At 71.0% G+C, this 19,211-nt stretch carries 21 protein-coding genes; 11 read left to right on the top strand and 10 right to left on the bottom strand.

Going from position 1 to position 19,211, the window contains the following annotated elements:
* Positions 1 to 137: 137 nt before the first annotated feature.
* From pgi to DEI88_RS05085, 3 genes are all read right to left on the bottom strand, one after another.
* Positions 138 to 1,865, bottom strand: a complete 1,728-nt coding sequence (pgi, locus tag DEI88_RS05095; protein WP_111072602.1) for a glucose-6-phosphate isomerase — start codon at positions 1,863 to 1,865, stop codon at positions 138 to 140.
* 347 nt (positions 1,866 to 2,212) lie between these two features.
* The gene (locus DEI88_RS05090) at positions 2,213 to 3,199 is read right to left on the bottom strand and encodes an aldo/keto reductase (protein WP_111037361.1); all 987 of its coding nucleotides are present in this window, start codon (positions 3,197 to 3,199) and stop codon (positions 2,213 to 2,215) included.
* A 95-nt stretch (positions 3,200 to 3,294) separates the two neighbouring features.
* A complete protein-coding gene (locus tag DEI88_RS05085) occupies positions 3,295 to 3,738 on the bottom strand; it encodes a DUF2000 family protein (RefSeq protein WP_220037458.1) in 444 nt (147 codons plus the stop codon).
* A 49-nt stretch (positions 3,739 to 3,787) separates the two neighbouring features.
* Here DEI88_RS05085 and DEI88_RS05080 point away from each other — a divergent pair, with 49 nt between their 5' ends.
* Positions 3,788 to 4,576, top strand: coding sequence for a helix-turn-helix transcriptional regulator (locus DEI88_RS05080; RefSeq protein WP_111072603.1), 789 nt, complete (start codon positions 3,788 to 3,790; stop codon positions 4,574 to 4,576).
* Positions 4,577 to 4,597: 21 nt separating this feature from the next.
* On the opposite strand, the gene DEI88_RS05075 is transcribed toward DEI88_RS05080, so the two are convergent.
* From DEI88_RS05075 to DEI88_RS05065, 3 genes are all read right to left on the bottom strand, one after another.
* On the bottom strand, positions 4,598 to 6,112 hold the full coding sequence (locus DEI88_RS05075) for an outer membrane protein assembly factor BamB family protein (RefSeq protein ID WP_111012792.1): 1,515 nt from the start codon (positions 6,110 to 6,112) through the stop codon (positions 4,598 to 4,600).
* 57 nt (positions 6,113 to 6,169) lie between these two features.
* The gene (locus DEI88_RS05070; RefSeq protein WP_111072604.1) at positions 6,170 to 7,834 is read right to left on the bottom strand and encodes an ABC-F family ATP-binding cassette domain-containing protein; all 1,665 of its coding nucleotides are present in this window, start codon (positions 7,832 to 7,834) and stop codon (positions 6,170 to 6,172) included.
* A 93-nt stretch (positions 7,835 to 7,927) separates the two neighbouring features.
* Entirely contained in the window at positions 7,928 to 8,881 is a 954-nt protein-coding gene (locus DEI88_RS05065) for a hypothetical protein (protein ID WP_146246107.1), read from the bottom strand.
* Positions 8,882 to 8,891: 10 nt separating this feature from the next.
* On the opposite strand from DEI88_RS05065, the gene DEI88_RS05060 reads away from it, so the two are divergent.
* Entirely contained in the window at positions 8,892 to 9,233 is a 342-nt protein-coding gene (locus tag DEI88_RS05060; protein WP_111011342.1) for a hypothetical protein, read from the top strand.
* A 185-nt stretch (positions 9,234 to 9,418) separates the two neighbouring features.
* Here DEI88_RS05060 and DEI88_RS05055 read toward each other — a convergent pair whose 3' ends face one another.
* Positions 9,419 to 10,018, bottom strand: a complete 600-nt coding sequence (locus DEI88_RS05055; RefSeq protein ID WP_181441280.1) for a YdcF family protein — start codon at positions 10,016 to 10,018, stop codon at positions 9,419 to 9,421.
* Between the two features lie 153 nt (positions 10,019 to 10,171).
* Here DEI88_RS05055 and DEI88_RS05050 point away from each other — a divergent pair, with 153 nt between their 5' ends.
* The gene (locus DEI88_RS05050) at positions 10,172 to 11,050 is read left to right on the top strand and encodes an aldo/keto reductase (protein ID WP_111072606.1); all 879 of its coding nucleotides are present in this window, start codon (positions 10,172 to 10,174) and stop codon (positions 11,048 to 11,050) included.
* Positions 11,051 to 11,116: 66 nt separating this feature from the next.
* Here the strand turns inward: DEI88_RS05050 and DEI88_RS05045 are convergent, their stop codons facing one another.
* Positions 11,117 to 11,464 carry a hypothetical protein gene (locus tag DEI88_RS05045; RefSeq protein ID WP_111072607.1) on the bottom strand — a complete coding sequence of 116 codons (348 nt, stop codon included), beginning with the start codon at positions 11,462 to 11,464 and terminating at the stop codon, positions 11,117 to 11,119.
* A 13-nt stretch (positions 11,465 to 11,477) separates the two neighbouring features.
* Here DEI88_RS05045 and DEI88_RS05040 point away from each other — a divergent pair, with 13 nt between their 5' ends.
* The 6 genes from DEI88_RS05040 (at position 11,478) to DEI88_RS05015 (ending at position 17,058) form a co-directional block, all read left to right on the top strand.
* Positions 11,478 to 12,527 (top strand): alpha/beta hydrolase, encoded by a 1,050-nt coding sequence (locus DEI88_RS05040; protein ID WP_220038182.1) that lies wholly within the window; start codon positions 11,478 to 11,480, stop codon positions 12,525 to 12,527.
* Positions 12,528 to 12,609: 82 nt separating this feature from the next.
* The gene (locus DEI88_RS05035) at positions 12,610 to 13,491 is read left to right on the top strand and encodes an NmrA/HSCARG family protein (protein WP_146246109.1); all 882 of its coding nucleotides are present in this window, start codon (positions 12,610 to 12,612) and stop codon (positions 13,489 to 13,491) included.
* Between the two features lie 140 nt (positions 13,492 to 13,631).
* Positions 13,632 to 14,171, top strand: coding sequence for a hypothetical protein (locus tag DEI88_RS05030; RefSeq protein ID WP_111072610.1), 540 nt, complete (start codon positions 13,632 to 13,634; stop codon positions 14,169 to 14,171).
* Positions 14,172 to 14,383: 212 nt separating this feature from the next.
* Positions 14,384 to 15,493: a fatty acid desaturase family protein gene (locus tag DEI88_RS05025; RefSeq protein WP_181435230.1), complete on the top strand. Its 1,110-nt coding sequence runs from the start codon at positions 14,384 to 14,386 to the stop codon at positions 15,491 to 15,493.
* Positions 15,494 to 15,598: 105 nt separating this feature from the next.
* On the top strand, positions 15,599 to 15,820 hold the full coding sequence (locus DEI88_RS05020) for a cold-shock protein (RefSeq protein ID WP_111072611.1): 222 nt from the start codon (positions 15,599 to 15,601) through the stop codon (positions 15,818 to 15,820).
* Positions 15,821 to 16,020: 200 nt separating this feature from the next.
* Complete coding sequence (locus DEI88_RS05015) at positions 16,021 to 17,058, top strand: GAF domain-containing protein (protein WP_146246110.1); 1,038 nt, start codon at positions 16,021 to 16,023, stop codon at positions 17,056 to 17,058.
* A 272-nt stretch (positions 17,059 to 17,330) separates the two neighbouring features.
* On the opposite strand, the gene DEI88_RS05010 is transcribed toward DEI88_RS05015, so the two are convergent.
* Positions 17,331 to 17,672 (bottom strand): hypothetical protein, encoded by a 342-nt coding sequence (locus tag DEI88_RS05010; RefSeq protein WP_111072613.1) that lies wholly within the window; start codon positions 17,670 to 17,672, stop codon positions 17,331 to 17,333.
* 540 nt (positions 17,673 to 18,212) lie between these two features.
* Between DEI88_RS05010 and DEI88_RS05005 the strand changes: the two genes are divergently transcribed.
* Both DEI88_RS05005 and DEI88_RS05000 read left to right on the top strand, forming a co-directional pair.
* Positions 18,213 to 18,536, top strand: coding sequence for a DUF7882 family protein (locus tag DEI88_RS05005; protein ID WP_111012803.1), 324 nt, complete (start codon positions 18,213 to 18,215; stop codon positions 18,534 to 18,536).
* A 2-nt stretch (positions 18,537 to 18,538) separates the two neighbouring features.
* Complete coding sequence (locus tag DEI88_RS05000) at positions 18,539 to 18,748, top strand: hypothetical protein (protein ID WP_111072614.1); 210 nt, start codon at positions 18,539 to 18,541, stop codon at positions 18,746 to 18,748.
* 62 nt (positions 18,749 to 18,810) lie between these two features.
* Here DEI88_RS05000 and DEI88_RS04995 read toward each other — a convergent pair whose 3' ends face one another.
* Entirely contained in the window at positions 18,811 to 18,984 is a 174-nt protein-coding gene (locus DEI88_RS04995; RefSeq protein ID WP_181441281.1) for a hypothetical protein, read from the bottom strand.
* Between the last annotated feature and the right edge of the window lie 227 nt (positions 18,985 to 19,211).

Genomic DNA, 19,211 nt, shown 5'->3' with positions numbered 1-19,211 from the left:
ACCGGCCCGTCCTGTCCCTCCCGACCGTCCCCCTGGGTTGCGGAACCACCCGAACGGGCGCGGACAGACGACGAGGGCGCGGTCGTCGGACCGCGCCCTCGTCGTCCGGGCGCGCATCTGCGCGCCCGGCACGCGCGTCAGCCGCGCAGCTCGAGGTACTTCGCGATGAGCGCCTTCGTCGAGGCGTCCTGCGACGCGAGCGCCTCGGTGTCGCCGTCGACCGCGGGAGCGATCTGCAGCGCGAGCTGCTTGCCGAGCTCGACACCCCACTGGTCGAACGAGTCGATGCCCCAGATCGTGCCCTCGGTGAACACGATGTGCTCGTACAGCGCGATGAGCTGACCGACGACGCTCGGCGTGAGTGCCGGTGCGAGGATCGACGCGGTCGGTCGGTTGCCCGGGAACTCGCGGGCCGGCACGACGGACTCCTTCGTGCCCTCGGCGCGGACCTCGTCCGCCGTCTTGCCGAACGCGAGCGCCTTGGTCTGCGCGAAGAAGTTCGCCATGAACAGCGCGTGGACGTCCTGTCCGGGCTGCACGGCGCCACCGTCACCCGTCTCGTCCTGCAGCGGGTGCGCCGGGTTCGCGACGGCGATGAAGTCCGCCGGGATCAGCCGGGTGCCCTGGTGGATGAGCTGGTAGAAGGCGTGCTGGCCGTTCGTGCCCGGCTCACCCCAGAAGACCTCGCCGGTGTCGGTCGTGACCGGGGAGCCGTCCCAGCGGACCCGCTTGCCGTTCGACTCCATCGTGAGCTGCTGCAGGTAGGCGGCGAAGCGGTGCAGGTACTGCGTGTAGGGCAGGACCGCGTGGCTCTGGGCACCGAGGAAGTTCGAGTACCAGACGTTGAGCAGGCCCATGAGCACGGGGACGTTCTGCTCGAGCGGCGCGGCGCGCATGTGCTCATCGACCGCGTGGAACCCGGCGAGGAAGTCGCGCCAGTTGTCCGGCCCGATCGCGATGACGACCGACGTGCCGATGGCCGAGTCGACCGAGTAGCGGCCGCCCACCCAGTCCCAGAACCCGAACGCGTTCTCGGGGTCGATGCCGAACGCGGCGACCTTGTCGAGCGCGGTCGAGACGGCGACGAAGTGCTTGGCGACGGCGTCCTTGCGGGACTCGTCGGTGTCCTCGATCGCACCGGCGGCACCGAGCCGCTCCCACAGCCACTGGCGGGCCAGCCGGGCGTTCGTCAGGGTCTCGAGCGTGCCGAAGGTCTTCGACGCGACGATGAACAGCGTCGTCTCCGGGTCGAGGTCCGCGGTCTTCTCGTAGATGTCGGCGGGGTCGATGTTCGAGACGAAGCGGGCCTCGAGCCCCTGCTGCACGTATGGCTTGAGCGCCTCGTAGACCATGACGGGGCCGAGGTCCGACCCGCCGATGCCGATGTTGACGACGGTCTCGATGCGCTTGCCGGTGACGCCCTTCCACGCCCCCGACCGCACCTGCTCGGCGAACCCGTACACCTTGTCGAGCGTGGCCTGCACGTCGGCGTCGACGTCCTGCCCGTCGACCTCGAAGCCCGCCGGCGGGACCAGGTCGGAACCGGCGGCCGGGCGACGCAGCGCGGTGTGGAGCACGGCGCGGTCCTCGGTGACGTTGATGTGCTCGCCGCGGATCATCGCCTGGTACCGGCCGGGGACGTCGACGTCCTGCGCGAGCTGCAGCAGGTGGCCGAGGATCTCCTCGGTCACGAGGCCCTTCGACAGGTCGACGGTGAGGTCGGCGGCCTGGAAGGTGTACCGGTCGGCCCGGTCCGGGTCGGCGTCGAACCACCCACGCAGGTCCGGCGTGAAACCGTCGGCGATGCCGGCCAGGGCGCGCCAGGCCTCGGTCGAGGTGGGATCGACGGGAGCGGATTCGGTCAAGGGGTCCTCCTGAACAGGGAACGGTGCACGGCTCGCGGATCACGCGGCGCTGCGCGGCGGGCCGGGTCCAAATCTATTCCCCTGCCGCTCCCCCCGGCGGCAGGTGGGGACGACCGGGCGACAGGGGACGCTGGGGAGGGACGGGGCGGTCCGGCACCGTCCCTCCCGTCCGTCGCGGCTCGCCCCGCGGGGCGACGACGCGCTCGGTCAGCGCCCGATCGGGTCAGCGCCCGACCGGGTCAGCGCCCGTCCGGGTCAGCGCCCGTCCGGGTCAGCGCCCGTCCGGTCAGCGCCGGTCCGGTCAGCGCCCGTCCGGGTCAGCGCCCGTCCGGTCAGCGCCGGTCCGGTCAGCGCCCGATGGGGGCCATGTCCGGGTAGCGGTCGCCGGTGGGTGCCGGCAGTGCGGAGAGCCGCGCGACCTGCTCGTCGCTCAGCGTGAGGTCCGCCGCGCCGAGGTTCTCCTCGAGCCGCGAGACACGCTTCGTGCCCGGGATGGGCACGAGGTCCTCGCCCTGCGCCAACAGCCATGCGAGCGCGACCTGCGCGGGTGTGCCGCCGACCTCGTCCGCGACCGTGCGCACCTCGTCGACGATGCGCATGTTCGCCGCGAACGCCTCCTCCTGGAACCGGGGGTTCGCCAGGCGGAAGTCGCTCGATTCGAGGTCGGACGGCTTCGTGATCGCGCCGGTCAGGAACCCCCGTCCCAGCGGCGAGTACGGCACGAGCCCGATGCCGAGCTCCCGCAGGGTGTCGAGCACCTCGCCCTCGGGGTCCCGCGTCCACAGCGAGTACTCGCTCTGGAGCGCGGTGATCGGGTGGACGGCGTGCGCCCGGCGGATGGTGGCGGCGCTCGCCTCGGACATGCCGATGTGACGGATCTTGCCCTCCTGCACGAAGCCGGCGAGCTGCCCGATGACGTCCTCGATCGGGACCTCCGGGTCGACGCGGTGCTGGTAGTAGAGGTCGACGTGGTCCGTGCCGAGCCGGCGCAGCGACCCCTCGAGTGCGATGCGGACCGACCGGGGGTCCGAGGTGATGTGCCGCTCCGTGCTCGGGGTCGTCTCGCCCTCGACGTGACGGATCAGGCCGAACTTCGTCGCGATGACGACGTCGTCGCGACGGTCGCCGAGCGCGCGGGCGAGGAGTTCCTCGTTCGTGTACGGCCCGTACGCCTCCGCCGTGTCGAAGAACGAGACGCCGAGGTCGATCGCCCGGTGGATCGTGCGGACCGACTCCGCGTCGTCCGTGCCGGCGCCCGTGTAGAAGGCGCTCATGCCCATCGTGCCGAGGCCGATCGCACCGACCTGCAGGTCGCCGAGTGTGCGGGTTTCCATGCTGTCTCCTGTCTGCCCGGCCGAGGACCAGCCGGTGCACGACCTCCATCGTGCTCGCCGCGCCTCGGGGGTGCGTGGACACCGCGGGGCGCGCGTCAGGCGTGCATGCGCGCACCCTTCGTGATCTTGTCCACCGCGTTCCGGGGCCCGCGCACGGCGATGCCGACCAGGTCGAGGTCGTCGGCCGCCACGGCGGCGACGGCAGCGCGGTTGGCGGCGTCGTGCCCCGTCGCGAACAGGTCGCGCGTGTACAGGGCGAGCGGCACGCCGCGGGTGAGCGCCCGGGTCCGCGCGGCGGCGAGGACCTCGGGGCTGGCCGACATCACCATCACCGGCTGCCGGAGCATCGGGAGGTACCGGTTGCCGTCCGCGTCCGCGTAGGGCTCCCCGACGAGGTCCGGCTCACTCGTGGCGATGCCGCTCGTCAGGAACGCGGTGACGTTGAGCTCCTGCCAGGGCAGCAGGTGGTCGTGGAGCACCACGACGACCTTCGTGTCGAAGCGGACGGGTTCGGTGGTGGTGTCGTCGAGCGGTGCCATGTCCCCACGATCGCGCCGGGCACACCCGGTCGTCTTGTACGTTCCTTGCATGGTCGAGTCCGTGCGCGCGTGGCGGCCCGCCGTGCCCCTGGTGCGCGAGGTGCTGCACGCGGAGCACCTCGAGCACGCGTACCCGGCGCACACGCACGACAGCTGGGCCCTCCTGACGGTCGACGACGGTGCCGTCGTCTACGAACTCGACGGCCGACGGCACCACGTGATGCCCGGGACGCTCACGGTCCTGCCGCCGGGCGTCCCGCACACCGGGCGCACCGCCACCGGCGGCGAGCGCTACCGCAAGCGGGTGCTGTACCTCGAACCGGAGTGGCTGCCGGCGGGGACGATCGGCGGCGCGGTCCACCACCCGGCGTTCACGGACGGGACGCTCGCGGCGGGCGTGGCCAGCATCCACGCCGCGCTCGCGCAGGCCGCGCCGACGACGGCCGCCCTGGCCGTCGAGTTCGGCGTCCTGCGCCTCGGCGCCCGGTTCCGCGACGCGTTCGGCGCGGACGCCACGGACCGCGACGACCCGGTCCTCGCCCGACGCTTCCGCGCGATGCTCGACGAGCACCTGACCGAGCAGCTCACCATCGCCGACGCGGCCGCCGCGCTGCACGTCCACCCGGCACACCTCGCCCGCGTGTTCTCGGCGGCGTTCCGGATCGCACCACACCAGTACGTGTCGGCGCGGCGGGTCGACCTGGCGCGCCGACTCCTGCTCGCGGGACGTCGCCCGGTCGACGCCGCCGCCGAGGCCGGGTTCGCGGACCAACCCCACATGACGCGGCAGTTCCGTCGCGTGCTCGGGACGACGCCGGGGACGTTCGCCGCGGCGTAGAGCGCTCCAGGACGCCGCGTGCTACGAGGACCGCCCGGCGAACGCCGTCACACCATGGACCGTGGGCACGAGCAGGAGGCCGTCCACCGACGTCGGCGTCGCGAACGTCGGCAACGCCGTCCCCGTGTGGAGGGTCTGCAGTCGGCGCCCGGACCGCGGGTCCCACTCCGAGACGGTCCCCGTCGGGTACTCGACGGCCCAGAGGTGCCTGCCGATCAGCGTCGGTCCGCTGTTCGCACCCGCCAGTCGGGGTCCGAGCGTCCGCGTCGCGAGGTCGACCCGCTGGATCCCGCCGCCTCGGCAGGGGACGAAGACGCGGTCCGTGCGGCGGTCGAACGCGGGTGCGCCGTCCGGGTCGCTGCCGCACACGTGGCGGATCGCGGTCACCTGCGACAGGTCTCCCTGCCGCAGCACGAACGCGGTGTCCGTCTTCCCGACGGCGAACACGAGCCCACCCGGGAGCAGCACGGGGTTGCTCGTCGACAGGTCCTCGTCGCCGCCCGCGACGCGGTCCTTGAACGCGGCGAGCGGCCGGAGGTCCGGGGACAGCTCCACGACGCTCTCGGTGTACCGCTCGGGATCGGGGCCGCCCTGCGGCGGATCGGGGTTCGCGTTGCCCGTCGTGACGAAGAGGTGCCCGTCGGCACCGACCGCGATGCCGCCGCCCGACTCCCAGACCGCTCCGCCCTCGCCGTCCGGGGCGACCTCGAACGACACCGGGTCCGGCGCGCCGCTCTCGCGCACCCCGACGACCCAGCCGTGGTAGTGCCCGCAGTCCCCCGCGTTGCCGCCGTAGCCGACGTAGACGCGGCCGTTCGCCACGGCCAGGGACACCCGCTGGAGCAGGTGCACCGGCGATTCGCCGGCCGGGAGGGGCGGGTCGACGTCCTCGGTCCGCACCGTCCGCCCCGTGGCCAGGTCGAGCCCCGAGAGCACGTGGTGCACGACGCCCCGGCCGGCGTCGACCTCGGCGACCACGTACACGATGCGCGTCGCCGGGTCGATCGCGGGCGTGCTCGTGATGCCGAGTGGGTCGATGTCGCCACAGCCCGCCACGGCGGCGACGTGCGTGAGCGGTGTGCCGAGCGTCCGAGACCACAGCACGTGCCCGGTCGTCGGGTCGAGGGCGACGACCCGGTTCCGCTCGGTGGCGGCGACGATGCGTCCGTCCGCAGCGACGGGCTGCCCCTGCACGGTGCCGCCGAGGTCGACCGACCACCTCCGCGTCGCGTGGTCGAGAGGCGCCCCGGCGGGGACCGCACCCGTCAGCGTCGCGGTGCCGTGGTAGCTCGGCCACGAGTCGGACGCGGCGGCTCGGGACGGTCCCGTCCCCGTCGACGGTCCGGACGGGGCGGACGGTCCGTCCGATCTCGTCGGCGCGGTACCAGCAGGCGCTCCGGCGGACGGAGGCGGTGTCGTCGGCGCGACGGAGGGCCTCCCGGCCGTGCACCCGGCGAGCAGCAGCACGGCGACGGGCACGACCAGCGTGCGCAGGCGCACCCCGCGCCGTCGGTCTCGATCGCGATGGGTCGTCATCGAGCCCTCCTCGGCGCCGAGGGTAGCCCGACCGGTCCCCGTCGGTACGCCCGCTGGTCAGACTTCCGTGACCCGGCCCTCCTCGACGTGCCAACGGCGGTCGAGTCGCACGGTCTCGAGCATGCGGCGGTCGTGCGTCACCAGGAGCAGCGTGCCGTCGTAGGCGTCGAGTGCCTGCTCGAGCTGCTCGATCGCGGGGAGGTCCAGGTGGTTCGTCGGCTCGTCGAGCACGAGCACGTTCACCCCGCGGGCCTGGAGGAGCGCCAGACCGGCGCGCGTCCGCTCACCCGGCGACAACTCCCCCGCGGCGCGACCGACGTGGTCGGCCTTCAACCCGAACTTGGCCAGGAGGGTCCGCACCTCGGCGGTGGACATCTCGGGCACGAGCCCCTCGAACACCTCGGCGAGCGCCGTGGCACCCGTGAACCGCCTGCGCGCCTGGTCGATCTCACCGACGGCCACGTTCGACCCGGTGGACGCCGTGCCGGAGGTCGGCTCCTGCCCGCCGAGGAGTGCCCGCAACAGCGTGGACTTGCCTGCGCCGTTCGGACCCGTGATCCCGATGCGGTCGCGCGCGGCCACCTGGAGCGAGACCGGACCGAGCGTGAAGTCGCCCTGCACGTACGTCGCCTCGGACAGCGTCGCGACCACCGACGACGACCGCGGCGCGGTGCCGATGGTGAACTCGAGCTGCCACTCCTTGCGGGGCTCCTCGACCTCGTCGAGCCGGGCGATCCGTGACTCCATCTGGCGGACCTTCTGCCCCTGCTTCTCGCTCGACTCCGCCGACGCCTTCCGGCGGAGCTTGTCGTTGTCGGGGCTCTTCCGCATGGCGTTCCGCACGCCCTGGCTCGTCCACTCGCGCTGCGTGCGCGCGCGGGCCACGAGGTCCGCCTTCGTCGCCGCGTACTCCTCGTAGGCGTCCCGCTTGTGCTGCCGGGCGAGCGCGCGCTCCTCGAGGTACGCGTCGTACCCGCCGCCGAACAGCCGGTGCGACGACTGGGCCAGGTCGAGCTCGAGCACGGCCGTGACCGAGCGCGCCAGGAACTCCCGGTCGTGGCTCACCAGGACGACACCGCCGCGCAGGCCCCGGACGAACCCCTCGAGCCGGGCCAGGCCGTCGAGGTCGAGGTCGTTCGTCGGCTCGTCGAGCAGCACCACGTCGAACCGCGACAGCAGGAGCGCCGCGAGGCCCACACGTGCCGCCTGGCCTCCGGACAGCGACGTCATCGCCGAGTCGACCGTGAGCGAGCCGTGGCCCGTGTCGACGTCGAGTCCGAGATCCGCGAGGACGACCGGGATGCGCTCGTCGAGGTCCGCCGCGCCGGAGGCGAGCCACCGTTCGAGCGCGACCGCGTAGTCGTCACCAGCAGCGTCACCGGCGGTGGGCTCGGCGAGCGCCGCGGCTGCGTCGTCCATCGCCGCGGTCGCCGCCGCACATCCGGTGCGTCGCGCGAGGTACCCGCCGATCGTCTCGCCCTCGACGCGCTCGTGCTCCTGCGGCAGCCAGCCGACGAACGCGTCCTTCGGCGACAGCGCGACCGACCCCGCCAGGGGTTCGTCGACCCCGGCGAGCAGGCGGAGCAGCGTCGACTTGCCGGCCCCGTTCATGCCGACGACGCCGATGACGTCACCGGGCGCGACGGTCAGGTCGAGCGAGTCGAAGAGGGTGCGAGCGGCGTGCCCACCGGCGAGGTCCTTGGCGACGAGCGTGGCGGTCATCTGCTCATGCTCCCACCCGGGGGAACGCGATCGTGGCGCTCCCCCGGGTGTGGTGCAGTGCGGTGCGGGCCCGGTGCCGCAGCGGTGGTGCCGCTACTTCGCGGTGACCGCGGCGAAGGTCGCGTAGGACGCCTTCTTCTGGTGCGACGACGTGTACAGCCCGAAGTCGCCGTCCACCCCACCGTCCTGCCAGTCGTAGAGGAAGACCGGGCCGACCTGCGGGTACTTCGCGGCGACCTGGAACAGCTGGGTGATCGTCTGCTGCTGCTGCGCCACCGTGTACGTCGGGTACCCGCCGTCCGGGCCGGTGGGCATCCCGCTCTCGGTCCACCAGATCCGCATGCTGGCGTCCTGTTGCTGCTTCATGAGCGCCAGCAGGTCCGGCAGGACGGACAGCATGTTGTAGCCGCCGTCCGCGGCCGTCGGCATCGCCGGGTACGTGTACGGGTGCAGGTTCACGGCGTCGAAGGACCCGTGTCCGCCCTGCTTGTACAGCTGCCGGATGAAGTCGATGGGGTTGTAGTTGTTCCCCTGGGCGACGCTCCCGGGTGCCTGCTTGCCGTAGGGCGCCATGCCCGCCATGAGCACCACAGCGCTCGGATCGGCCGCGTGGATGATCGGGTGGACGGTCTTGAGGAGCCCCACGTACGCGGTCGGGTTCGCCTTCCCACCCCACTGGGCGCCGAGGTTGACCTCGTTGCCGACCTCGAAGTGGTGCACGCCCATCGACGCCAGACGCTTGACCGACGACGTCAGCCAGCCGTTCTTCGCCGTGAACCCGGCCGACTCGGGCATGGTCGTCGTGCCGTCCCCGAGGACCACGGTGACGTCGAGTCCGGCCTTGCGAGCCTGCTGGATGGTCTGGTCGCTGGCGCCACCGTGGGCGCTGACCGACCCGGCGTAGTTGTAGTCGAGCCGCACCCACTGCACGCCCACGGACCGCATGTCGGTGAACACCGACAGCGCTCCGCTCGCGGACATGCGGTTGATGGTGTTCTCGTACACGCCGCCGGGCGAGACGCCCTTGCCGTGCTCGGCAGTCGACACTGCGGCCGTCGTGACCACGTTCGGCGAGGGCGTGCCCGCCGTCGTGGAACGCGCGACGTCGATGGCGGCCCGGACGGTGCCCGTGGAGGCCGTTCCGGTCCGGATCGCGCCGGGTGCGGTGTGGGATGTCACCGATCGGCCGGCGCCACTGGCCGGCGTCGGCGCACTGGTGTTCGTCGCGCATCCGGTCAGCGCGATCGATGCGATGACGGCCGTGGTGAGGGCCGACACGATCCCGCGCGTCCGGACGCGACTCCCGGGTTCCGCGGCGCGCCCTGATGCGCGCCGCTGGAAGCCGTGGCTGGTGTCCTGCTTCGAGTTCCTGATCTCCATGGGCTCGTCCCCTCCCTGAAAGGTCGTGAGCGGATGGAACGGTAACGGTTTTTCGTCCCCCCGATGCACGGCGTTTGTTCAGGTTCAGAAGCCCGGAGTGACGGGACCTGTGGAGCTCGCCGCGCCGTTTCGGGGTACGTCACGCGTTCGGGGGGCACCTGGACCTGAGTGAACTCGCAGGTCCGTTCAGGTTCGGACGCGCCGTCACGACGGTCGCAGGCGGGTCCTGACCAGCTCGTACACGAGCAGGAACGTCGTGAGCACCGGACGTTCCCCCCAGACGAAGTCACGAGCCGGGCGCAGACGACCGGCGAGCTCGGGCGCCTGCCGGATCAGGTAGCGGCGCGCTCGCCGCGCGTGGAACGTGTTCGAGGCGAACCGGATCGTGTCCGCGGTCCGCAGCAGGTCCACCGTGTTCCGGACGTTCTCCCACGTCGTCCGCGACTCCTCCTCGAGCACCACCCGATCGGCGGGGAAGCCCCGGCGCACGGCCTCCTCCGCCATCACGGAGGCCTCCGACCGCACGCCCCGCGTCGGGCCGCCCGTGAACACGAGGCGTCCGTGGTCGGAGACACTGCGGAGCGCGATCCCGGTCCGCCAGCGCTGCATCGCGTTCGTCCGTCCGCGGGGACTCGACCGGTACCCGAGCACCACCACGAGTTCGGCGCCGTCGTCCGGACCGTCCGCGGTCAGGTCGCGCGATGCGAACCAGGTGAGGGCCTCCGCGACGGCGAGCCCGCCCGTGACGATCGCGGCGAGGCCGACGACGAACCCGAGGGGAGCGCGCGCTGTCACGGCACCCATGGTCGCATCCGCCACGGCCGTCACCGCCACCGCGCCCGGCGCATCCGTCGCGTCCGGCGCATCCGTCGCGTCCAGGCGCGGAGCAGCGCGCGACGCGGTTGGATGATCGGAGCGGCGACACCGCGTCGCGCAGTCGAGGGGCAGGAGCGCGGCATGCAGGACGACGAGCAGCGTGCGTTCCGACCGGAACCGGCCGCGGTGGCACCGCATCGCCGGACCGCCGACGGTCTCGCGTTCCCCGCGATCGGGCTCGGCAGCCTGGAGGCCCGGGGCAGCGACGGCGTCGCAGCCGTCACCTCCGCACTCGGGCTGGGTTACCGCCTGCTCGACACTGCGTTCATCTACGACAACGAGGGCACGGTCGGCCGCGCGCTCCGCACCGCTCCGGTGCCCCGTGATGACGTCGTCTTCTCGACGAAGCTGCCGGGGCGTGCCCACAGCGCCGACCTCGCGCTGCGGTACGTCGAGGAGAGCCTGTTCCGCAGTGGCCTCGACCACCTCGACCTCGTGCTCATCCACTGGCCGAACCCGCGGGTCGGGCTCTACACGGAAGCCTGGCGCGCCCTCGTCGAGGCGCGGGAGCGCGGGCTCACCCGGATGATCGGCGTGTCCAACTTCCTGCCGGACCACCTCGACCGTCTGATCGACGAGACGGGGGTGGCGCCGGCCGTCAACCAGATCGAGGTGCATCCGTACTTCCCGCAGCTCGACCTGCAGGCCGAGAACGCCCGACGTGGGATCCTCACCGAGGGTTGGTCTCCGCTCGGCCGCGGTACCGACCTGCTCGAGCACCCGGTGGTACGGCGCATCGCCGAGGCGCACGCGGTCTCCCCCGCGCAGATCGTCCTCGCTTGGTCGGTCACGCTCGGCGTGATCCCGCTCCCCCGGGCGGCCGACCCGTCATGGCAGGCGGAGAACCTCGACGTCTTCGCGATCCAGCTGAGCGAGGACGAGGTCGCTGCGCTGTCCGGGCTCGCACGCCCCGACGGCCGGGTCAGCGGGCAGGACCCCCGGACGCACGAGGAGTTCTGAGGGGCTCCGAGTTCCCGGGCATGCCGGCAGTCGTTCGGACGGCCCTGTCAGCGTCGCCGATCGCGCTCACCCGACTGTCCCGGTCCCAGAGGAACCGAGGCGGGTGCCGCGAGCGCTGGCGGATCGCGGCGGGTTCTTGCGCACGTGCGCGCGCACCTTCCCCAACACGGCACCGAGCGCCTGGGAGGTGAGGCCACTGCGGCTGGAGACCACGCCGTCTGCGAGATCCGTCATGCGAGCGCTGCCCGATGATCGGTCGCCCAGCGTCGCCAGCAGTTGGAACTGGACGGAGCTGAGCTTCCCGGCGTCGCGCAGCTGCTGCTCGACCGAATGTCGCAGCAGGCTGCTCACCTCGATCAGCGCGAAGTACGCATCGAGTTGCGCCGGATCGATGCGAGGGGACGCGTTCTCCATGCCGTGATCCTCCTTGCTTCAGGTTCGAAGCAGTGGTACGGTTCTGGCATTGCTTCGAATCCGAAGCAAACGATTCGCAAAGCAACGATTCGCAAAGCACAGGAGCGCGCTCATGGCACTCGAGTTGGATCCCGAAGTCGCAATCGCAATGGCTCCGATGGGGCAAGCGATGGCGTCGATGACCCTGCCCGCCGTCGGAGACGTCGAGGGACGGCGGATGATGTGGGAACCGATCCTGGCAGCCGCCAGCGACGCGGTCCCGGCCTCGCCCGACGTCACCGTGACCGAACGGACGATCCCGACGGCGGACGGCGCGACCATCACCGCGCGCTGGTACGTGAAGGAGGGTGCCGAGCCCGGTCCCGCCGCGATCTTCTTCCACGGTGGGGGCTACATCTTCGGGCACATCGAGCAGTTCGACGGCCCCGTCGCCCGGTACGCGTCGCTCAGCGGGGTGTCGATGCTGTCCGTCGAGTACCGACGCGCCCCCGAGCACCCCTACCCGACCCCCCTGGAGGACGGCTACGCAGCGCTCACCTGGTTGCACACCCACGCGGACGAGCTCGGCGTGGACGTCGACCGGATCGGCGTCATGGGTGACAGCGCCGGCGGTGGATTGGCGGCTGCGGTGTCGATCCTCAGCCGCGACCGGCGCGGGCCGGCCATCGCACAGCAGATCCTGCTGATGCCGATGCTCGACGACCGGACGACCACCCCGGATCCACACATCGAACCGTTCCTGATCTGGTCGTACGACGACAGCCGCACCGCCTGGCCCGCGCTGCTCGGTGACCGTGCCGGCGGCCCGGATGTCCCGGCGACCGCTGCTCCCGCACGTCTCGACGACCATGCAGGGCTGCCGCCCGCCTACATCGAAGTCGGTCAACTCGACGTCTTCCGCGACGAGGACACCGCCTACGCGACCGCCCTGAGCCGCGCCGGTGTTCCGGTGGAGCTGCACCTGCGCCCCGGCGTTCCGCACGAATTCGACTCGATCGCGCCCGATACCGACGTGTCCGGCCGTGCGCTCGCCGACCGGATCCGCGTCCTCTCCTCTCTCTGACCCCCCGACGGCGGTCCCCGCTGTCCCGGAACAACCAACCCATCCGGCGTTGACCGACGACGCCATCCCTGATCGGAGCATCATGACCAGTTCTCGAACCCCCTTCGCCGTCATCAGCGCGACAGGCAACCAGGGATCAGCAGGGGTGGACGAGCTGCTCGCCGCCGGAGCCCCGGTGCGCGCCCTCGTCCGCCATCCGGACGCCGATGCCGCCTCCGCCCTCCGAGACCGCGGTGTCGAGGTCGTCGCCGCGGACCAGGAGGACCGCGATGCGCTCGAGCGCGCCCTCGCCGGCACGGCAGGACTCTTCTTCTTCACCACCTTCGAAGGCCCCGACGGCACCGAGGGGGAGGCCCGTCGCGGGATCACGGTCGCCGACGCCGCCGCCCGTGCCGGCGTCCCACGGGTCGTGTACTCGTCGGTCGGTGGCGCCGAGCGCACGACCGGCGTCCCCCACTTCGAGAGCAAGCGTCGCGTCGAGGAGCGCCTGGAACAGCTGGACGTGCCGGCGACCTTCGTACGACCGGCCTTCTTCATGGAGAACCTGCTCCAACAGCTGCCGACGAGCGACGCCGACGACTTCGTGCTGCGGTTCCCGATGCCGGCCGACCTGCCGATGCAGATGATCGCCGTCCGTGACGTCGGCCGCACGGCGGCGCGACTGCTGCTCGACCCGGACCTGCTGGCCGGCTCGGCCATCGAGATCGCCGGCGACGAACTCACGATGGACCAGGTCGCCGCCACCATCGGCGAGGTCTACGGCATCGAAGCGCGGTTCGAGGCGCTCCCGGTGGAGGTCCTCGCCTCCGACGCGGACATGCACGCCATGTTCAGTTGGTTCGCGACCTCGCCGTCATACCTGGCCGATCGACCCGGGACGCGGAAGATCGTCCCCGAGGCTGCCGACCTGCGAGGCTGGCTCGAGACGCAGCGCCGTCGCCCACAGGACCCGGCAGCGGCATGACCGATCCGGCTCCCGCTGTGTCCGCGAGGCGCAGCGGGAGCCGGGCGACCCTGCGGCGGACCCGAGGTCCTCCATGTCGTCGACGGCGACCAGAGCCCCTCCTGGCCAGGGCCACATGCGCACCCGCCTAGCCTCGAGGGATGTCCGCCTACCCTCGCACTCTCAGTCCCACTTCTCACGAGCACCTCGGCTCCCACGTCGTGCCGAGCGTGGAGGTGGCGTTCCCGAAGTGGACTGGTGCCCCCATCGCCGACGCGTACGGGAGGAAGCCGGTCGTGAGCCGGCGGATCGAGCCGATGTTCGTGGAACTCGCGGTCGCCTCCATGGCGACCGCGTACGGGTGGGACGCCCGGTGGCTCGACGAGCTCCGGCACGACAGCCACGATGACCGTCCCCAGATGATGTCGTGCTGGGACCCGAGGCTGGGCCGGCACGACCAGATCCAGGACCCCGTCTCCCATGCACCGTCCAGGGCAGCGCTCGAACGCATCGCCGAGCAGCGGGGCAGCTGGGCCGGCGCCTGGTCGGTCGCTGCGGGCCATGAGGGCGACGTCGTGTTCTACCAGACGGTCCGTGGACGCACAGCACCGACAGCGAGTCAGATCGCCTGGCTCGATGCGGCCGTGGCAGCAGGAATGTCCCCTGACCAGTTCGTCGTCGCTCGCTGGCGCCTCCACTGACACTCGGCTCGGCCGACCTGCTTCCGCCGCAGCGGAGCCGGCGCCTGGTCCACCGCCGCGGCGGGCGCCTCCCGGTCGGATCGTGCGGGGGCCGGACTCGCACCCCGGGGAAGGCCGACTCGCATGTCGGTCGCGTATCGTCACGACCAAGCGCGACTGCGTGAACTCTGCTGCACCGGTTGAAGGACCGATCCTGACGGAAGGCTGGTCCTTTGACGACCACCGATCCGATCGTCGCGGGATACACCCGCACCCGCCCCAGCTCCGGCGGCCGTTCCGGCACGTCGACGTACTCCGCGCTCCTCGCGCAGGTGAAGGACCACCACCTGCTCCGACGCCGAACCGGCTTCTACTGGTCGCTGTTCGGCAGCTTGGCCGGCACGCTCACCCTTGCATGGGTCGCGTTCGCGTTCCTCGGCGATTCCTGGTTCCAGCTCATCGTCGCCGCCGCACTCGGCGTCATCTTCACGCAGTTCGCGTTCCTGTCCCACGAGGCCGCGCACCGCCAGATCTTCACCTCACAACGGTGGAACGACCGCGCCGGCCGCTACATCGGCACCTTCCTGGTGGGGCTGAGCTACTCCTGGTGGATGAACAAGCACACCCGGCACCACGGGAACCCGAACACCGTCGGCAAGGACCCGGACATCGCGCCGGACACCATCCGGTTCCTCCCGGAGGACGCTGCCGAGGTGCGGGGGCCCCTGCGGTGGCTGATGCGGGTGCAGGGCTACGCGTTCTTCCCGCTGCTCGCCTTCGAGGGCATCAACCTCCACTGGCTCGCGGTGCGCTCGGTCGCCACCGGCAAGGACACCAAAGCGGACGTGCGGCACCGTTGGCTCGAGGCGGGACTCCTCGCGGTCCGGTTCGGTCTCTACCTCACGGCCGTCTTCTGGTTCCTTCCCTTCGGCATGGCGTGCGCGTTCCTCGGCGTCCAGCTCGCCGTCTTCGGGATCATGATGGGTGCCTCGTTCGCGCCCAACCACAAGGGGATGCCCACCATCGCCCACGACGCGAAGGTGGACTTCTTCTCGCGACAGGTGCGGACCTCCCGGAACATCCGCGGCGGCTGGTGGGTGTCGTTCCTCATGGGCGGCCTCAACTACCAGGTCGAGCACCACCTGTTCCCGAGCATGCCGCGGCCGGCGCTCAAGCAGGCCCGTCTGCTCGTCCGCGACCACTGCGACACACTCGATGTGCCCTACACCGAGACCACGCTCCTCCGCAGCTACGGCATCGTCGTCCGCTACCTCAACCGCGTCGGTCTCTCCGCCCGCGACCCGTTCGCATGCCCCATGGTCGCGGAACTCCGCATCCATTGACCACACCAGCCTCGCCCGGCCCATCCGCGTGATCCCGGTCGAGGTCCCTCCGGACCACTTGCATCCCGTGCCCGGCTCGACCATCCGAGATCAGGCCGGCACGACATGCCCACAGGCACCGTGAAATGGTTCGACAACACCAAGGGCTACGGCTTCATCACCCCCGACGACGGCACCGATGACGTCTTCGCCCACTTCTCCAGCATCGTCCCGGCCAGCGGAGAACGCGTCCTCAACGACCACCAGCGCGTGCAGTACGACCTCGGTCCGGGGAAGAAGGGACGCAACAAAGGACCCCAGGCCGAGAACATCCGCCCGCTCCGTTGACGCCCACCGTCGCACGCGCATGACGAGCGCTGCGGACGCCGGACGAAGCGCACGGACGGAATACGTCATCGCTCTCGGCCATGGCCCTCGATCTGGGTTCCTGCGAGGCCTCTCAGGCCCCGGTTCGGCTCGTTATCGTGAGGGGTGGGCCGGCAACACCACCGGCTCGGATCACCGCATTTCGATCAGGAGAGATGACGATGACGTCGCTCGCAGCACTTCGACCGACGACCGCGAAGGTCGTCACGGAATCAGCGACGGGGCTGGACCCCGATCGCGTCCTCGTGTTCGGGGACGCGCTGTTCCCGCCCGGCAGCGCCCTCGACCAGGGCGCCCGCATCACGGCGGATGCGCTCGCCGCGATGACCGGCCGCGGGGCTGACGTCACGGCCGTGTCGTGGTCGGCCTGGTCCGGCGAGCCGCTCGCTGCTGCAGCGAACACGCTGCGGTGCGTCAACTACGACGTCGTCGTCGTCACCCTCACGGACAGCGTGATCCACGGACGGACCTCCGCCGGGGCCGTGGCTGCGGCCGCGGCAGACCTCCTCGAGCAGGTGGACCGGTTCCGGCAGCGACTGCTGCCGACGACCGAGGTGATCGTGGTGCTCGCCCACCGCGAGGACCAGTCGGACCTCGCCGCAGCCCTGCAGGCGGGACGGGACGAGGTCGTCATCCTGGCCGTGGACAGCACGACGATGAACGGGTTGCCCCGGGTGCTGGAGGTGTCCAGGGCGCTCCTCGCACATCAGCGCGCCACTGCGCGGAGCCCGCAGTGGCACCGCGACGCGCCTCAGCCGTGCCAGGAGCGGTACGAGGCGGTGGACCAGCTCGACATCCTCGACACGGCTCGGGAGGCTCGGTTCGACCGCATCGTCGACAGCATGGCGCGGGTCTTCCGCACCGAGGGTGCGGCGATCACCTTCATCCCGGAGAACCGGCAGTGGACCAAGGCCGGCCGGTGGTTCCCGGTCGGCAGCAGTCCTCTGCAGAACTCGTTCTGCAGGACGACGGTGCTCGGCTCCGGCCCGCTCGTCGTCGGGGACGCCTGGCAGGCGAAGCGGCCACTGCCGCGGAACGCCGTGCGGTTCTACGCCGGGTGCCCGCTCGAGACGCTCGACGGCACGCGCGTCGGCGCCGTGTGCGTGTTCGACCCGAAGCCGCGGGACGAGGCCTCCGTCGAACTCGATCTGCTCCGTGACTACGCGGTCCGCGTGCGGCGCGAGCTCTACCGACGGTGACGCGCTGCTGCTGCCGGCTGGCGTGCGCGTGGTCTCCGGCATGGCCCTCCGGGCCATGTCAGCGCTGACCGATCCACGGGAGGCCTCTCGCTGAGCACAGTCGGCTCTCCCCCGCGGCGGGGGAGCCGAAGCACGTCGCGCCTCGGGCGGCGGACGAGTGCTGCTGCTCGGCAGCTAGCCTCCGGATGATCCCGCTGGGGAGGCCCTTCCTCCCCGCACGAGATCGCGCACCGACGCGCAGAGGTGCCTGCCCACAGCCATGGCGGCGGCTCTCACGACTGGAACTCGGCGTAGTCGTCCGGGTAGACGTCTCCCTGCGGCAGGGTCGTCGCCTTGGCCGGGTGGACGAGGGCTTCGATCTTCTCCCGCAGATAGGTGTCCGCGTCTGCGTTGTCGGGCTCGGGCACTGTGGTGGTCGAGGTCTCGGCCATGAGCGGTGCGCCTTCGCCGAGGAGGAACGTCGCTTCGACGTCGTCGCCATCGGAGCTCATCGCCTTGACGGTGACGGCGTCCGCGGTGCCGTCGGTGCCGAGGGCACTGGCGTACTCGAGGAGCAGATCTGCCGTGGTGTCGCCCAGCAGGAGCGACTTGTCCGAGTACGTCACGTGCTTCATGGGTCGACCGTACGCGCCGGAGCATCTGCACTCGCACGCCGCTGCACGGCTCCTGGTGCACACCGATCCGTGCGCTCCGACAGGTCGAGCTGTCGCGGCCTCCATCGGGTTGCCCCGGGTGGCCACGTTTCCGGGTCCGAGCAGACCAGCGGCACCCCGGACACCGTCGCCTTCTCGGTGCTCCTCGAGAGCGGTGACGTCGCCCCAGCGGAGATCCTCCTCGGCCGAGCAAGCCAGGTCATGAACGTGCCAGAGCCCCGCGAACACGAAGGCATCGTCGACGAAGACCTCGTCCGGAGCCTCGAGCAGAAGACCCCCGCCCTCGGTCGTTCTCGGCCCGAGACGGAGAGCGGGGACGGCGTGCAGCAGGGCCATCCCGACGACTCCTGCAGCGTCGCGGACACGAGAACGTCATGGCCGCCGGGGCCCGGCCTCGGATATCGCGAGTAGGATAGCCCCAGGGCGCTTCGCAGGTTGCGGGCGGCCGCATCTTGTTCGCCAATGGGCGGCCCTGATGTCCAAATTGGATGAGGGCGCATCATGGGTAGCTTGACGTACGACCACTCGCTCAACGTCGAGTTCGACGACCGGCTCCTCGGGCATCTGCAGATCGTGATCGGCCTGAAGCTGCGCCGGAACGAAGCGTTCTACTTTTCTTGGAAAGACGACCGACGAGTCGGCGACGGCCGAACCACCATCTGGATCCATCCGACGATCCCGCTGGTGTTCAAGTTCTACGGCAGCCGGATGCCCGCTCTCAACCGGGAGTGGATAGCCGCCCTGGAGCTCTCCTCGAACACAGCGCAAGGGCTTCAGGTCCTCGAGGAACCGCGCTCTCCGGCGACCGGGAACGGCGACAACTGACCATGAAGCGGATCAACATCACCTACGGCGGTATCGACTACAGCGTGACTGACGCGGACCTCGACGAGGTGAAGGCGACGCTGCTCGCTGCGGTCCAAGCGGAAGCCCCGACATGGATGCGCGTGAACCACGGCGAAGGCTCATACCGGCAGACCGAACTTCTGATCGAGCCCGGTGTCAGCATCGCCATCACCGGTATCGACGCGGACTGACGCGCTCGCGGCCCCGCCTCAGCACGAGCCTCACTGCCCACCACCGAACGGCCTGGTCGTCACTACAGCGTGCCGGTGGTGTCGAACGTGAGCCCGAGCGCCGTTGCAAGCTCCCGGCCGAACACTTCCGCTTCTGCGGGCGTGTCAACACGGAGCAGCGGTGTCCTGCCGACCGACAAGAGCCATTGCGCTCCGGTGGACCGGGCGGTGACCGCGTTCCGCCTCACCATGGCCACGCCGTCCCCTCCTTGTCGAGCAGACCGCACCTGTCGGCTCCTGGCACCCACGAGCCACCCAGCCTCTCTGCAAGCGCCGAGGAGAGCAGCCGCGGGCTGACACGGTAGGTGTGCAGGCGAACCGATCGCTGCGGGAGATGCCGTTCCCGAGTCAGTGTTCGAAGATGGAAATGGGCGGCACGATCGACTCGATACAAGGTCAGCTCCTACGGATCCGTGAGACACAG

The organism is Curtobacterium sp. MCBD17_003 (genome assembly GCF_003234885.2).
Classification (GTDB): Bacteria; Actinomycetota; Actinomycetes; order Actinomycetales; family Microbacteriaceae; genus Curtobacterium.
Note: the sequence above shows the minus strand (reverse complement) of the source record. Positions and strands in the feature narration are given on the sequence as shown.